15 protein-coding genes are annotated in these 14,061 nt (G+C 59.7%); 6 read left to right on the top strand and 9 right to left on the bottom strand.

Translation table 11 applies throughout. From position 1 onward, the window contains the following. Positions 1 to 10: 10 nt before the first annotated feature. From L1P05_RS10495 to L1P05_RS10475, 5 genes are all read left to right on the top strand, one after another. Positions 11 to 628, top strand: a complete 618-nt coding sequence (locus L1P05_RS10495) for a DMSO/selenate family reductase complex B subunit (RefSeq protein WP_012849025.1) — start codon at positions 11 to 13, stop codon at positions 626 to 628. 1 nt (position 629) lies between these two features. Continuing rightward, complete coding sequence (locus L1P05_RS10490; RefSeq protein ID WP_012849024.1) at positions 630 to 1,490, top strand: DmsC/YnfH family molybdoenzyme membrane anchor subunit; 861 nt, start codon at positions 630 to 632, stop codon at positions 1,488 to 1,490. 55 nt (positions 1,491 to 1,545) lie between these two features. After that, positions 1,546 to 2,160 (top strand): Tat proofreading chaperone DmsD, encoded by a 615-nt coding sequence (gene dmsD / locus L1P05_RS10485; protein ID WP_012849023.1) that lies wholly within the window; start codon positions 1,546 to 1,548, stop codon positions 2,158 to 2,160. Next, entirely contained in the window at positions 2,160 to 2,732 is a 573-nt protein-coding gene (locus tag L1P05_RS10480) for a 4Fe-4S dicluster domain-containing protein (RefSeq protein ID WP_012849022.1), read from the top strand. The genes dmsD and L1P05_RS10480 overlap by 1 nt, the downstream gene beginning before the upstream one ends. Positions 2,733 to 2,845: 113 nt before the next feature. Further along, entirely contained in the window at positions 2,846 to 3,991 is a 1,146-nt protein-coding gene (locus tag L1P05_RS10475; protein WP_015461822.1) for an MFS transporter, read from the top strand. Positions 3,992 to 4,070: 79 nt separating this feature from the next. Here L1P05_RS10475 and L1P05_RS10470 read toward each other — a convergent pair whose 3' ends face one another. The 5 genes from L1P05_RS10470 to L1P05_RS10450 form a co-directional block, all read right to left on the bottom strand. Then, a complete protein-coding gene (locus L1P05_RS10470) occupies positions 4,071 to 4,523 on the bottom strand; it encodes a PTS sugar transporter subunit IIA (RefSeq protein ID WP_015461821.1) in 453 nt (150 codons plus the stop codon). A gap of 415 nt (positions 4,524 to 4,938) precedes the next feature. Continuing rightward, positions 4,939 to 5,208, bottom strand: coding sequence for a YdgH/BhsA/McbA-like domain containing protein (locus tag L1P05_RS10465; RefSeq protein ID WP_012849020.1), 270 nt, complete (start codon positions 5,206 to 5,208; stop codon positions 4,939 to 4,941). Between the two features lie 59 nt (positions 5,209 to 5,267). After that, positions 5,268 to 5,996: a cytochrome c biogenesis CcdA family protein gene (locus tag L1P05_RS10460; RefSeq protein WP_012849019.1), complete on the bottom strand. Its 729-nt coding sequence runs from the start codon at positions 5,994 to 5,996 to the stop codon at positions 5,268 to 5,270. Between the two features lie 9 nt (positions 5,997 to 6,005). Continuing rightward, positions 6,006 to 6,383: a thioredoxin family protein gene (locus tag L1P05_RS10455; RefSeq protein ID WP_012849018.1), complete on the bottom strand. Its 378-nt coding sequence runs from the start codon at positions 6,381 to 6,383 to the stop codon at positions 6,006 to 6,008. Beyond that, the gene (locus L1P05_RS10450) at positions 6,380 to 6,844 is read right to left on the bottom strand and encodes a DUF417 family protein (RefSeq protein WP_012849017.1); all 465 of its coding nucleotides are present in this window, start codon (positions 6,842 to 6,844) and stop codon (positions 6,380 to 6,382) included. The genes L1P05_RS10455 and L1P05_RS10450 overlap by 4 nt, the downstream gene beginning before the upstream one ends. A gap of 108 nt (positions 6,845 to 6,952) precedes the next feature. On the opposite strand from L1P05_RS10450, the gene L1P05_RS10445 reads away from it, so the two are divergent. Next, positions 6,953 to 7,564 (top strand): TetR/AcrR family transcriptional regulator, encoded by a 612-nt coding sequence (locus tag L1P05_RS10445; RefSeq protein WP_012849016.1) that lies wholly within the window; start codon positions 6,953 to 6,955, stop codon positions 7,562 to 7,564. 60 nt (positions 7,565 to 7,624) lie between these two features. Here L1P05_RS10445 and pflA read toward each other — a convergent pair whose 3' ends face one another. The 4 genes from pflA to ycaO all read right to left on the bottom strand — a co-directional run bounded on the left by pflA (position 7,625) and on the right by ycaO (position 14,007). Then, positions 7,625 to 8,365, bottom strand: coding sequence for a pyruvate formate lyase 1-activating protein (pflA, locus tag L1P05_RS10440; RefSeq protein WP_012849015.1), 741 nt, complete (start codon positions 8,363 to 8,365; stop codon positions 7,625 to 7,627). Between the two features lie 262 nt (positions 8,366 to 8,627). Beyond that, positions 8,628 to 10,910 (bottom strand): formate C-acetyltransferase, encoded by a 2,283-nt coding sequence (pflB, locus tag L1P05_RS10435; protein ID WP_012849014.1) that lies wholly within the window; start codon positions 10,908 to 10,910, stop codon positions 8,628 to 8,630. Between the two features lie 64 nt (positions 10,911 to 10,974). Further along, positions 10,975 to 11,832 carry a formate transporter FocA gene (gene focA / locus L1P05_RS10430; RefSeq protein ID WP_015461817.1) on the bottom strand — a complete coding sequence of 286 codons (858 nt, stop codon included), beginning with the start codon at positions 11,830 to 11,832 and terminating at the stop codon, positions 10,975 to 10,977. Positions 11,833 to 12,246: 414 nt separating this feature from the next. Next, on the bottom strand, positions 12,247 to 14,007 hold the full coding sequence (gene ycaO / locus L1P05_RS10425; RefSeq protein ID WP_012849012.1) for a 30S ribosomal protein S12 methylthiotransferase accessory factor YcaO: 1,761 nt from the start codon (positions 14,005 to 14,007) through the stop codon (positions 12,247 to 12,249). Positions 14,008 to 14,061 lie beyond the last annotated feature (54 nt).

The raw sequence follows: 14,061 nt of genomic DNA, 5'->3' as shown, positions 1-14,061 counted from the left end.
GGAGTAGCTGATGACAACGCAATACGGTTTTTATATTGACTCCAGCCGCTGCACCGGGTGTAAGACCTGCGAGCTGGCCTGTAAGGATTACAAGGATCTGACGCCGGACGTCAGCTTCCGTCGCATCTATGAGTACGCCGGCGGCGAGTGGCAGCGCGAGGGCGACGGCTGGCATCACGACGTGTTTGCCTACTACCTCTCGATCTCCTGCAACCACTGCGACGACCCCGCCTGCGTGAAGGTGTGTCCGAGCGGTGCGATGCACAAGCGAGAGGATGGCTTCGTGGTGGTAGACGAATCGGTGTGCATCGGCTGCCGCTATTGCCATATGGCCTGTCCCTACGGCGCGCCGCAGTACAATGCGCAGAAGGGACATATGACCAAGTGCGACGGCTGCTATGAGCGAGTGGCGCAGGGGCAGAAGCCGATCTGCGTCGAGTCTTGCCCGCTGCGTGCGCTCGATATGGGGCCGATTGAGGAGCTGCGCGCTCGCTACGGCGATCTGGCCGCGGTAGCGCCGCTGCCGGCGGCGCACTATACCCGGCCGAACCTGGTGCTGAAGCCGAATGCCAACAGCCGTCCGGTCGGTGATACCTGCGGCTACCTGGCGAATCCAAAGGAGGTCTGAGATGGGAATGGGATGGCATGAATGGCCGTTGATGATCTTCACGGTGCTGGGACAGAGCGTAGCCGGTGCCTTTATCGTGATGGCGGCGGTACTGCTGCGCGGGCGTCTGGAGGCCGATCGCGCCCTGCGGATCCAGGGGCGGATGTTCTTCCTGTGGCTGCTGCTGGGGATCGCCTTTGTGGCGTCGGTGCTGCATCTCGGCTCGCCGCTGCGCGCCTTGAACTCGCTGAACCGGATCGGGGTCTCTGGGCTGAGCAACGAGATCCTGTGCGGTTCGCTGTTCTTTGCCGCCGGGGGCCTGTACTGGCTGCTGGCGGTGCTGGGCAAGATGCCGGTCGCCCTGGGACGCCTGTGGCTGATGCTGACGATGGCGCTGGCGCTGCTGTTTGTCTGGGCGATGAGCCAGGTGTACCAGATCAATACGGTGCCGACCTGGTATAGCGGGTATACCACGCTGAGCTTCTTTGTCACCATGCTGATCGGCGGGCCGCTGCTGGGCTATCTGCTGCTGCGGTCGGTGGAGATGGACTGCGCCTCGCTGCGCCTGCTGCCGCTGCTGAGCTGCTTCGCCGCGTTGGTCGGCGTGGTGGCCGCTGGCATGCAGGGGAGTGGCCTGGCCACCATCCACAGCGCGGTGCAGCAGGCCTATGCCCTGGTTCCGGATTTTGCCGGTCTGCTGGCGCTGCGCAGCGTGCTGCTGGCGCTGGGACTGGGCTGCTGGCTGTGTCCGTTGCTGCGCGGTAAGGCGCCATCGCTGACGACGCTGACGCTTGCCCTGATCCTGGTGCTGGCGGGTGAGCTGGTGGGACGCGGGGTGTTCTATGGTCTGCATATGACCGTCGGCGTGGCGGTTGCCGGCTAATGACAGAGTGGGGCGGCGCTGAGGCGCCGCCCATCGCGTAAGGAATGCGTTGGTTATGTTACAACCTGAACAACTGCAGGATATGGCGCTGACGGCGCGGGCGCTGGGGGCCTTGTTATACTGGCCGCCGGACAGTGAACAGGCGGCGCCGCTGGTGACGCTGCTGCGTCAGCCGCAGGAGACGCAGCGCTGGCCCTATGGCTCATCGGCGCAGCGTGAACACTGCGCCGCGCTGCTGTGCGCGCCTGCGCAGGAGTCGCTGGCCTCGGCTTATCAGCGGCTGTTTATCGGCCCCCACGCGCTGGCGGCACCGCCTTGGGGATCGGTCTATCTGGATCGGGAAAGCGTGCTGTTCGGCGAATCCACCCTGGCGCTGCGCCACTGGATGCATGCGCAGGGGATCAGCTGGCAGTCCGATGCCCGCGAGCCGGAGGATCATATCGGTATTTTGCTGCTGCTGACCGCCTGGCTGGCCGAGGGGCAGCCGCAGCAGCTGCCGGCGCTGCTGCAGCAGCATCTGTTGCCGTGGGGCGGACGCTATCTGACGCTGCTGCAGCAGGGCGCGGATCACCCGTTTTATCAGGGACTGGCGTCGCTGGCGGCGTTGACGCTGCAGGCGTGGCAGCGCCAGTTCGCCATCGTCGACGGCGACGTACGGCTCTATCGCTGATGCGCGATCGCCGCGACGAACGCTACTATCGTGCCTGGATGACGCACCGCCACGTCAGCCGGCGTGGTCTGCTGCGCGGTCTGCTGGGGGGAGGTCGCCAGGCGCAGCGGCAGGCGGCGCTGATCTCCGAATGCCGGGCCGCGGGGAGACCGCCCTATGCGCTGGCGGAGGCGGCCTTCTTGGCCTGCTGCGATGGCTGCGGGGAGTGCGTCGACGCCTGCCCCTATGGGCTTATCGCTCTGCACGAAGGGCACGCCTGGCTGGATATCGCCTTTTGCGCCTGCGACACGCAGCGCTGTCGGGCCTGCGTCGACGCCTGTCCTACGGGGGCGCTGCAGCCGTGGCTCCCCGCGGATACCGCCTGGCGTCCGCAGGTTGGCCCGCACTGCCTGGGTCGCTACGCGGCGTGTCGTTTGTGTCAGCGGGCCTGTCCCCAGCAGGCGCTGCGCTTCGACGACGCGGGACAGCCGCAGCTTGAGGAGAGCGCCTGCGACGGCTGTGGTCAGTGTAAAATCGCCTGTCACGATGGTCATCTGCAGCTGGTTGCCGCCGTTGCGCGCGGGAGAGGGTAACGCGCTGTCCTGTCCCCTTGCCGGCCCGCGGTTGAGCAGTTAACGAGCCATTGACATTTTTGTCACCGGTGGCATGATGCGCTCACTTTTTCTGTCTGTGCGGTCACTCTTCCATGCTCTCGCTTTCTCGCCCGGTGCTGCTGCTGCTCTGCGGGCTATTACTGCTGACGGTCGCCATGGCCTTACTCAATACGCTGGTGCCGCTGTGGCTGGATCAGCAGCACCTAGCGACGTGGCAGGTCGGGCTGGTGGGATCGGCCTATTTTCTTGGTAATCTGGTCGGGACGCTGGTCACCGGGCGAGTGATTCTGCGGCGCGGCTTCAATCAGAGCTACTACTACGCCTGCCTGCTGTTTGCCGCCTCGACGGCGGCGCTGGGGATCGCCAGTGAGTTCTGGGGCTGGCTACTGTGGCGTTTTCTGGCCGGGATCGGCTGTGCCATGATCTGGGTGATCGTCGAGAGCGCCCTGCTGCGCAGCGGCAGCAACGCCAACCGGGGCCAGCTGCTGGCGGCCTATATGACCATCTACTACTTGGGCACCGTGCTGGGACAGCTCGCGCTGGGGGTGATCTCGACGGCGCTGCTGAGGGTGATCCCCTGGACGACGGCGCTGATGGTGGTGGCGATGCTGCCGCTGTGTTTCGCCCGTATCGAACGGCCTCAGCCGCGGCGCGCGGCGCTGGCGATCTGGCCGCTGCTGCGCCGTCGCAGCGCCCGGCTGGGGGTCAACGGCTGCGTTATTTCTGGGGCGATACTGGGCACCCTGTATGGGCTGCTGCCGCTGTACCTGAGCCATCAGGGGATTAGCGATGCCCGCGTCGGTTACTGGATGGCGCTGCTGGTCAGCGCGGGGATCCTCGGCCAGTGGCCGGTGGGGCGTCTGGCCGATCGCTATGGCCGCCTGCGGGTGCTGCGGGTACAGGTCACGCTGCTGATCCTCGGTAGTCTGGTGATGCTATCGACGCCGCAGGGGGCGCTGGCGGCGCTGGTGATTCTGGGCGGCGCCGGATTTACGCTCTACCCCGTCGCCATGTCGTGGGCGTGTGAGCGAGCCGATCGTCATGAGCTGGTGGCGATGAATCAGGCGCTGCTGATGAGCTATACCCTGGGCAGCCTGGCCGGCCCCACCCTGGTGGCGCTGCTGATGCAGCATTTCTCCGATCGCTGGATGTTTGTGACGATCGCCGCGATTGCGCTGTGCTATGGGCTGATGCTGTGGCGACGCCCCGAAGGACACTCCGCGCTGCCGGCGGCCTAAAGCAAGACACCCCGCGCAGAGCGCAGGGTGTCGCGATGGTGCAGCATATGCCCGCCCGCGGTGGGGCGGGACGCCGCCGTCAGTGCAGCAGCGCGGCCTGAATTCGAGCCCCCAGCATGTTCTGGCTGGTTGCCTGGGTGAACAGCTCGAAGCCGTTGTTGATCTCCAGCCAGTTTTCGATTCGGCTGTGCAGATCATACAGCGCCTGCTGGGTTCCGGCGGAAAGGGTGATAATCAGGTTTACCTCAGCGCCATCCGGCATCACGACCGGTTTATCACACTTGAGTACGGATGCCTCTCCCTGTTCACTGAGTACCCCATGCTGCGGTTGGGCGAATACCAGCATCACACCTTCGCGTACCATGAAATCCTGCTTGCCCCGTTTCAGTGCGTCGATGATGTGCAGCGGATAATGGGCGCTAACCTTCTTATCGCTGATCAGCGGTTGACAGGCAAGATGGATGGCATGGCGCCAGCTCAGCGGCTGGTGGCAATACTGCCAGCGTTGGTCGAGAGTTGCATCAATAGACATAAAATCCTCCGGTAACCTTGTACCTGAAATAATTATCTGTGCTGTCCCTAGTGATAATTTCATTGAGCCGTCTACGGTCGCAGTGACGATAAGACGCGGGTACAAGTTCAGCATTAAAATAACGATACATCACACGTAAAAGATTGATTAATAACATCTAATCTCTTGCGGTGTAAAAACAGTGTATCGACTCAGGTCACAGAAGTCACTGACTAGAAGAATTTCTAATAATCGCGATCGTCTCATTACATTACTTAAATCATCGCCGCGATATTAGCGTAATAATTCAGCAAAAAGGCATTATGTGCGATGAATATACTGAAAATAACGGGAATTGCGTGATGAATGGTATGCCGAACGGCGATGGGGGGCGGGGGAGAGCGGCCTCCGGGAGGGAGGCCTGTCGCAGAGAGCGCTATTTATAGATTTCAGCGGTTGCGGTGATGCTGCTACCCATGCCGGTCGAACCTATCGAGGTGATATGGAAGTAGTCGCCCCCCTGCTGCGCGGTTTTCTGCGCCAGGGCATCGACGGTCTGATCCAGCGTGCCGTTGGGGATCTGGATCCGTACGGCGCCGATACGCTGCTGATCCATGGCCTGACGGGCATCGATCTGGCTGGCGGCGAAGGCGGAGGTGGCGCTGAGCAGCAGGGCCAGGGTGGTTGCGATGGTATAGGTTTTCATAGAATTATCCTTCTTGTTTTTGCAGGTCAATAGCATTGTCTTAATCAGTCAATACGTGATTACAGCGCGGTGGTCAGGTTAATGAGCCACTCAGGAGACAGCGCGATGAGCCACTTCTCCAGGGTTTTATCCAGGCCACTCAGCACCAGCAGCGCGACGGCGACCAGGCTCCAGCCCATGATCTTGCGACCGGACTCCCCCAGCTGCGCCAGCTTGGCGCGGCGCTGCAGGAAAAACTGGCGCGATAGCATGCCGATCGCCATCAGCGGCACCAGCGCGCCGAGGCTAAACACCAGCATGACGACGCTGACGCTGAGCAGGCTTTCGCCGCGGCTGGCCAGGGCGATGGCGGCGCCCAGGGTCGGACCGATACAGGGGGTCCAAACCAGCCCCAGCAGCAGGCCGACGATCAGCTGGCCGGCGGCGGATCGCGGCTGGAAGGTGCTGAGCCAGGTCTGCCCGTGTCCGGTCAGCGCGCTGGTCTTCAGGCTCATCCAGGCCTGTATCCGGCGGTTCAATAGCCACAGGGCGACCAGCAGCATCAGCACCGCGGCACCGTAGCGCAGCGTACGGCCGTCAAATCCCAGGCTGAAGCCCAGCGAGGCGACGAGCACGCCGGTCAGGGTAAACGCCACGGCCATACCGGCGGCCAGGAATAACAGCCCCCAGCGGCTGCGATCCATCGCCGATGAGGCCACGATAGGCAGGATCGGCAGGACGCAGGGGGAGAGGGTCGTCAGCATGCCGGCCAGCAGGCTGAATCCCAGTGTCAGCAGGCTTATCTCCATGGGGCGTCCTTAGCGGGTCAGAAAGTCAGAGAGCGCGCTTGGCGACGTTTCACCGATGCTGCGGCGGACCTCCTGACCGTTACGATAGAGGATCAGGGTGCTTTGCTGGCTGACGCGAAACTGCTGCAGCGCCGCCTTTTGGGTATCGAAGTTGACCTTAAAGACGCGCAGATCGCGCTGGGCCGGCTGGGCAAACAGCGGCGTGAGTTCACGCTCCTGCCGTTTGCACACCGGGCACCAGTCGGCGTAGACGTCAACCAGCACCGGTGCGCCGCTGGCCTGCGCCTGGGTAAAGGCGGCGTCGCTATAGGGCTCTACGCTAGCGGCCTGTACGGCCGCCGACAGCAGCAGGGCGGGAATAAACAGTAAAGTGCTCAGGGTTTTCATGATGCTTTCTCCGCGGTAGAGGCCTGCATCGCCGCACGGCTGCGCTCGGCAATACTCAGGCTGATGCCCAAAAAGGCCAGATCCTTAAACAGGAAAAACTCGGTTACCGGCACCCCGTCGACCACTTTGAATACGCCCGGGGTGGTAAACATGAAGCTCAGGGTCACCAGGAAAATCACGCTGGCGGCCAGCCCGGCATAGAAGCCGATATGCGGTCGGGTGATGCCGATCAGCAGCGCTGCGCCCACCACGACTTCACTCACGCCGATCAGGTTAGAGACCATCTGGACGCTGAATACGCCGTACAGCCACCCCATCAGGATATGGTGCTCGACCAGCGGCTTAATCGCGGCGGCCTCCGTCGGCGTAAATTTGAAGATGCCGAGCCAAATCAGGATCAGCGCCGTTGCCCACAGGCCGATCAGATAGCCGCGTCGTCCGCTGTATTTGCATGAATTCATAATCCCACCTTTTTGTAATGTTCGATACAATATACTATTATGGTATTGGCAAGTTGAGTCAAGCATTTTTGTATCTATCGATACAAAAATCGATACGCAGGGTGAAAAATGAAAGAGCACAACAATAAAAAGGCAGGGCGGCCACAGAAGTTTGAGCGAGAACAGGTATTGGATAAGCTGCTGCAGCTGTTCTGGATGCAGGGGTATGAGGGAACCTCTATCGCCGAGATCGTGAAGTGCGCGGGGATTAACCCGCCGACGCTGTATGCGTCATTCGGCAGTAAGGAGCAGGTGTTTGCGCTGGTGATGGAGCGCTATGTCTCGCAGTACCTGAGCCCGGTGATCGCCAGCATCAAAACGCCGGGGCTGTCGGTGCCGGCCCGACTCGCGCTGTTTTTAACCCGCTTTGTCGAGGTGATCACCCAGCCTGGCTATCCGCGCGGCTGCATGCTGCTGTTCGAGCTGTTTACCTATCACAAGAAGCCACCGACGGTCTTTGCCGGGCTGAATAGCGCCGGGCTCGCCTTTTTCAACGAATTCTGCGCGATGGTGGCGCAGGGGATCGAGCGCGGTGAGATCCACGGGGCGGGCACGCCGCAGGAGACGGCGACGCTGATCTTGGCCTTCGAAAAGGGGCTGGCCATGCAGGCGAAGGCGGGGAGCGATCGCGATATGCTGCTGCACATTAGCCGCCAGTTTGTGCAGATGCTGACGCGCTAAGCGGGCGATGGCGTCAACGCGAGGCGGCGCCGTCGGGCACCGCCTCGGGAGCGGAGGCGCTTAATAGATAACCTTGTGGCCATACTCGGTCAGAATGCCTTTGACTCTCTCCATGATCTCGCGGGAGGGGGGCTTCACGTCGCCCAGCTGATAGGTTTCCCCCATCGCTTCCCACTTGTGCTTGCCAAGCTCATGGTAGGGCAGCAGCTCTATCTTCTCGATATTCTTCATATCCTTGGTGAATTCCCCCAGCAGGCGCGCCGAGGCCTCATCGTCTGACCAGCCCGGGACCACCACGTAGCGGATCCAGGTTTTCTGGTTGCGCTTGGCCAGGTAGCGGCAAAACTCCAGGGTGCGATGATTGGAGACGCCGACCAGATTCTTATGGATATCGTCGTTCATCTGCTTGAGGTCGAGCATCACCAGATCGGTGACATCCAGCAGTTCGTCAATGACCGGATCGTAGCGGCGTACGAAGCCGTTGGTGTCCAGACAGGTGTGGATGCCCTCAGCCTGACAGGCGCGGAACCAGTCGCGCACAAACTCGGCCTGCAGCATGGCCTCGCCGCCGGAGGCCGTCACGCCGCCGCCGGAGGCATTCATAAAGTGGCGGTAGGTGACGGTGTCTTTCATCAGCTCTTCTACGGTGACCTCTTTGCCGCCGTGGGTATCCCAGGTGTCGCGGTTATGGCAATACAGGCAGCGCATTAGGCAGCCCTGGAAGAAGGTGATAAAGCGGATGCCTGGGCCGTCAACGGTACCGCAGGATTCGAACGAGTGGATGCGACCTGTTACTGACATTGCGGGGTTATCTCCAAAATTGACTGATCAATAGCAGTCATAAAACCACATGGGGCAGGTCGATATGCGGATACCGCCCTGTCCCGAGGGTAGTAACTGTTTTGCCCGGTATCCCTTGGCACCAGCGTGCCAGAGAGCGCCCCGGCAAAACAGTCAATCCTGTTGTTTTTTTGGATGGTTTAGTCTGTGGCAGACTCCTGATGATAAAAAGGCCCCACCGGGGTGGAGCCTTTATTTTATGCCATTTTACGCGGTCAGGGAATTAGATGGACTGCGTGAAGGTACGGGTAATAACGTCCTGCTGCTGCTCTTTGGTCAGCGAGTTGAAGCGGACGGCATAGCCGGATACACGGATGGTCAGCTGCGGATATTTCTCCGGGTTTTCCATCGCATCCAGCAGCATCTCACGGTTCATGACGTTGACGTTCAGGTGCTGGCCGCCTTCGATGGAGGCTTCGTGGTGGAAGTAACCATCCATCAGGCCTGCCAGGTTAGCTTTACGCACTTCGTCATCTTTACCCAGCGCGTTCGGCACGATAGAGAAGGTATAAGAGATACCATCCTTCGCGTAGGCGAACGGCAGTTTGGCGACGGAGGTCAGAGAGGCAACGGCGCCTTTCTGATCGCGGCCGTGCATCGGGTTAGCACCCGGGCCAAACGGTGCGCCGGCGCGACGGCCGTCCGGGGTGTTACCGGTCTTCTTACCATAAACCACGTTAGAGGTGATGGTCAGTACAGACTGGGTCGGGGTAGCGCCACGGTAGGTGTTCAGTTTCTGAATTTTCTTCATGAAACGTTCAACCAGGTCGCAGGCCATGTCGTCAACGCGCGGATCGTTGTTACCGAACTGCGGGTATTCGCCTTCGATGTCAAAGTCGATAGCCAGGCCGTTTTCGTCACGGATCGGCTTAACTTTGGCGTACTTGATGGCGGACAGGGAGTCGGCGGCAACGGACAGACCGGCGATACCGCAGGCCATGGTACGGAACACGTCACGATCGTGCAGCGCCATCAGAGAGGCTTCGTAGCTGTACTTGTCGTGCATGTAGTGGATGATGTTCAGGGCGGTGACATACTGCTTAGCCAGCCAGTCCATGAAGTGATCCATGCGCTCCATCACTTCGTCGAAGTTCAGAACGTCGCCTTTGATCGGCTCGGATTTCGGGCCAACCTGCATCTTCAGTTTTTCGTCCACGCCGCCGTTGATTGCGTACAGCATGGTTTTCGCCAGGTTAGCGCGGGCGCCGAAGAACTGCATCTGCTTGCCGACAACCATCGGGCTTACGCAGCAGGCGATAGCGTAGTCGTCGTTGTTGAAGTCCGGACGCATCAGGTCATCGTTCTCATACTGTACGGATGAGGTGTCGATGGAGACCTTGGCTGCGTATTTTTTGAACGCCAGCGGCAGTTTTTCAGACCACAGGATGGTCATGTTCGGTTCCGGAGACGGCCCCATGGTGTACAGGGTGTTCAGGAAACGGAAGCTGGTGCGGGTAACCAGGGTACGACCGTCCAGGCCCATACCGGCCAGGGATTCAGTTGCCCAGATCGGGTCGCCGGAGAACAGCTCATCGTACTCCGGAGTACGCAGGAAGCGTACCATACGCAGTTTCATGACCAGGTGGTCGATCATTTCCTGCGCTTCTTCTTCGGTCAGTTTGCCGGCTTTCAGGTCGCGTTCGATGTAGATATCCAGGAAGCTGGATACGCGGCCGAAGGACATGGCGGCACCGTTCTGAGACTTAACGGCGGCCAGGTAGCCGAAGTAGGTCCACTGTACGGCTTCGCGAGCGTTGGTTGCCGGACCGGAGATATCGCAGCCGTATTTAGCGGCCATCTCTTTGATCTGACCCAGCGCACGGTGCTGTTCAGAGATCTCTTCACGCAGACGGATGGTCGCTTCCAGATCGACGCCGTTTTCCAGTTTTTCCTGCAGCGAGGTGAACTGGGCAAACTTGTCTTTCATCAGGTAGTCGATACCGTATACGGCGATACGACGGTAGTCACCGATGATACGGCCACGGCCGTAGGCATCCGGCAGACCGGTCAGCACGCCGGATTTACGGCAGCGCAGGATGTCCGGGGTGTAAACGTCGAATACGCCCTGGTTATGGGTCTTACGGTATTCGGTGAAGATCTTCTTGATCATCGGGTCCAGCTCGCGGTTGTACGCTTTGCAGGAACTTTCGACCATCTTGATGCCGCCAAACGGGATGATGGCGCGCTTCAGCGGAGCATCGGTCTGCAGACCGACGATCTGCTCCAGATCTTTAGTGATGTAACCGGCGTCGTGCGCGGTAATGGTAGAGGCGATGTTGGTATCAAAATCGACCGGCGCATGGGTGCGGTTTTCGATTTTGATGCCTTCCATGACTTTGTCCCACAGGGCAGTGGTCGCAGGGGTAGCACCGGCCAGGAAGGACTCGTCACCTTCATACGGGGTGTAGTTTTTCTGGATGAAGTCACGAATGTTGACTTCGTTCTGCCAGTCGCCGCCGGTGAAACCTTCCCATGCAGCTGCTTGTTTTTCATTAAGTTCGGTCATTTAACACCTACCTTCTAGTGTGGATTTCTTTGTAAACCCGTCCCTGCGCGGGATAAACATGACATTAATGCTTATCGCCGCCGCGCAGATAAATTACCCAGTATGTCAGACCTACCAGCAGGCCGCCGCCGATGATATTCCCGAGAGTGACCGGGATCAGGTTGGCCGTAATAAAGTGACTTACTGTCAGGTTTGAGAACTGTTCCGGTGCAGCGCCTACTGCCTGCCAGAATTCCGGCGTTGCAAAATTTTTGATTACGATACCAAAGGGGATCATAAACATGTTTGCGATGCTGTGCTCAAAGCCACTGGCAACAAACATGGCCACCGGTAGGACCATGGCAAACATTTTGTCCATCAGGCTGCGTCCGGAGTAACTCATCCACACGGCCAGACAGACCATTAGGTTAGCCAGAATGCCCAGGCAGACGGCTTCCACAAAGGTGTGGTGCATCTTGTGATCGGCCGTTTTGAGCACGTTAAGTCCCCAGCCGCCGTTCGCCGCCATATATTCGCCGGCAAACCACATCAGCGCCACGAAGAACAGCGCGCCGATCAGGTTACCGACGTAGACATTCAGCCAGTTTAAACCCAGTTGTTTCCAGGTGACGCGGCCGCTGGCTTTGGCGACCACGATCAATACGGTAGAGGTAAACAGATCGGCGCCGCAGACGACGACCAGCATCAAACCGAGCGAGAAGCAGATACCGCCTACCAGCTTGGCCAGGCCAAACGGAACGGTAGCAGTCCCTGTCGTAACGGTGATGTAAAAGGTGAAGGCGATAGAAATGAAGACACCAGCGGTGATCGCTAAATAAAAGGTTTTTAGCGGGTGCTTAGTGGCTTTGTAAACACCGGCATCTTCGGCCACTTTGGCCATTGCTGCGGGTAAAAGTAGGTCAAAGGGGTTGTCAGCTTTCACACTAACTCTCTCTTAAGATTAATCAGCGCCGAGATACTAGCAAAGCAGTATACGGCAAAAATTGACATGGATCATGTCGAGCGGCGGTGAGGCAGGCAAAAACACCCCAAAAACAGAGGGTTAATAGCAAAACTCATTGAAATAGAAAGGAAAAAAAATTTTTAAATTTTACGCTCTGAGTTGAAAAAATCCGTTGGGACAGTCGAAAAAAAAGCGGGAATATCGTTATAGAGGTAATGCTCTCGTGTATTTATTGCTTTTTTTGTTTTATTTGTGTTGCCAAGGTAAATTTATTGTTGTAGTGCGACGGTAATGCCGCCACCGCCCCGCCCGTTGCCGAGCGGTGAACAGCATAAGGCGCACGGCGCGCGCTGTAAACCGGCGTCCACCGCAGCGGTCGCCGGCCGCTGTATATCAGGCTTGCCAGAAACGACGCTTGGCCTGCTGTAGCTTTTCATAGGCCGCCAGCATGGCTCGGTGGGCCGGCAGCGCGCTGAACGCGTCGTCGACCGCCGTCAGCCCATGGAAGCGCAGATCGCCGTTCAGGCTAGCCAGCGCTGTCTCAAGGGTGTTTGCGCCGTACATGCGCTCAAAGGCGTCCATATATTGGTCGGGATCGCGCTGCTCCTCCATCGCCAGCAGCAGCAGGGTGTGCAGGCAGCGGTAAAATGCGGCGCGCTCGGCGCTGAAGACGGAGGCGTTGAACTCTTGGGTCCACTCTGTCCAGGTCAGCGCCTGCTCCAGATCGCCGCCGGCCAGCGCCAGTAGCGCCTTCAGTTCGCCGATGCGCAGGGTATGCCAGGCGCTGCCGCTGTCGCAGACGATGCCCAGCAGCTCTCGTACCCGGGTAAAGTCATCCATCCCCTCGTCATCCAGGCGCGCCAGTAGCTGCAGGTACTCTTCCTCTTCCCATTCGCTGTCCGGCAGCTGCAGCAGGGTGGCGCGCAGACCGGCGCCCATGCTGTTGTTGGCCAGCAGCAGATCCTCCGCCGGATAGATGTCGGACATGCCCGGCGCCAGGATGCGGCAGGCGTCGACGCCCAGATGCCGGTAGTCGGCGATATAGACCTCTTGACCATCGCGGGCGAACAGCGCCATCAGGGTAGCGAACTCCTGCTCGCTGCTGCCGCTGAAGTTCCAGTCGACAAACGGGTAGTCGGCATCTGACTTGAACAGATCCCAGGAGATCGCGCCGCTGGAGTCGATGAAGTGGGTCTCCAGGTTGGTGTGATCGGCGACCTCTTCATCATCGAAGGTCGGCGCGGCGAAGACGTCCAGATCCTTCAGGCTGCGGCCCTGCAGCAGCTCGGTGACGGTACGCTCCAGCGCGACGCCAAAGTCCGGGTGGGCGCCGAAAGAGGCGAAGCAGGTGCCGTTGGCCGGGTTGAACAGCACGACGCAGATCACCGGATAGCGTCCGCCCAGCGAGGCATCATAGGCCAGAATTGGGAAGCCCTCGCGCTCCAAGGAGGCGATGGCCTCGACGACCTGGGGATAGCGCGCCAGCGTCTCCGGCGGGATCGTCGGCAGGCTGATGGCCTCGGCGATGATGCGGTTCTTGACATAGCGCTCGAAGATCTCGGACATCCCCTGCACCCGCGCTTCGCTGGGGGTATTGCCTGCGGCCATCCCGTTGGAGACATACAGATTGCCGATGATATTGACCGGAATATAGACCGTGGCCGCGTCGGACTGGCGGATAAAGGGCAGCGCGCAGATCCCGCGTTCGGCGTTGCCGGACTGCAGATCGATCAGATCGCCGGCGGTCAGATCGCCGTCGGGATCGTAGAAGGCGCGCAGGCCATCGTCCAGCAGCCCGGCGGGCAGACGGTCATCCTCCGGCAGCGGGAACCATTTTTCATCCGGATAGTGCACAAAGTCGCCGTTGGCGATAGCGCGGCCCAAATAGAAGTCGGCAAAGAAGTAGTTGGTGGACAGGCGCTCAAAGTATTCGCCCAGCGCGGAGGCCAGCGCCGCCTTTTTGCTAGCGCCTTTGCCGTTGGTGAAGCACTGCGGGCAGTCGCGATCGCGGATATGTACCGACCAGACGTGCGGAACCGGGTTCAGCCAGCTGGCCTCTTCTATATTAAAGCCCAGCGCCTGCAGCTGTTGCTGAAAACGATCGATCGAATCTTCCAGCGCGGCATCTTTGCCGGGGATAAAGGTCTGTGTCATTTGTGTCACTTTATGCGGAGGTCAAAAGCGCATGATACGTTTTTTTAGCCTATT

Origin of the sequence: Edwardsiella piscicida (assembly GCF_021733145.1) — a bacterium.
GTDB classification, from domain to species: Bacteria; Pseudomonadota; Gammaproteobacteria; order Enterobacterales; family Enterobacteriaceae; genus Edwardsiella; species Edwardsiella piscicida.
This window is presented reverse-complemented; position numbering and strand designations above follow the sequence as displayed.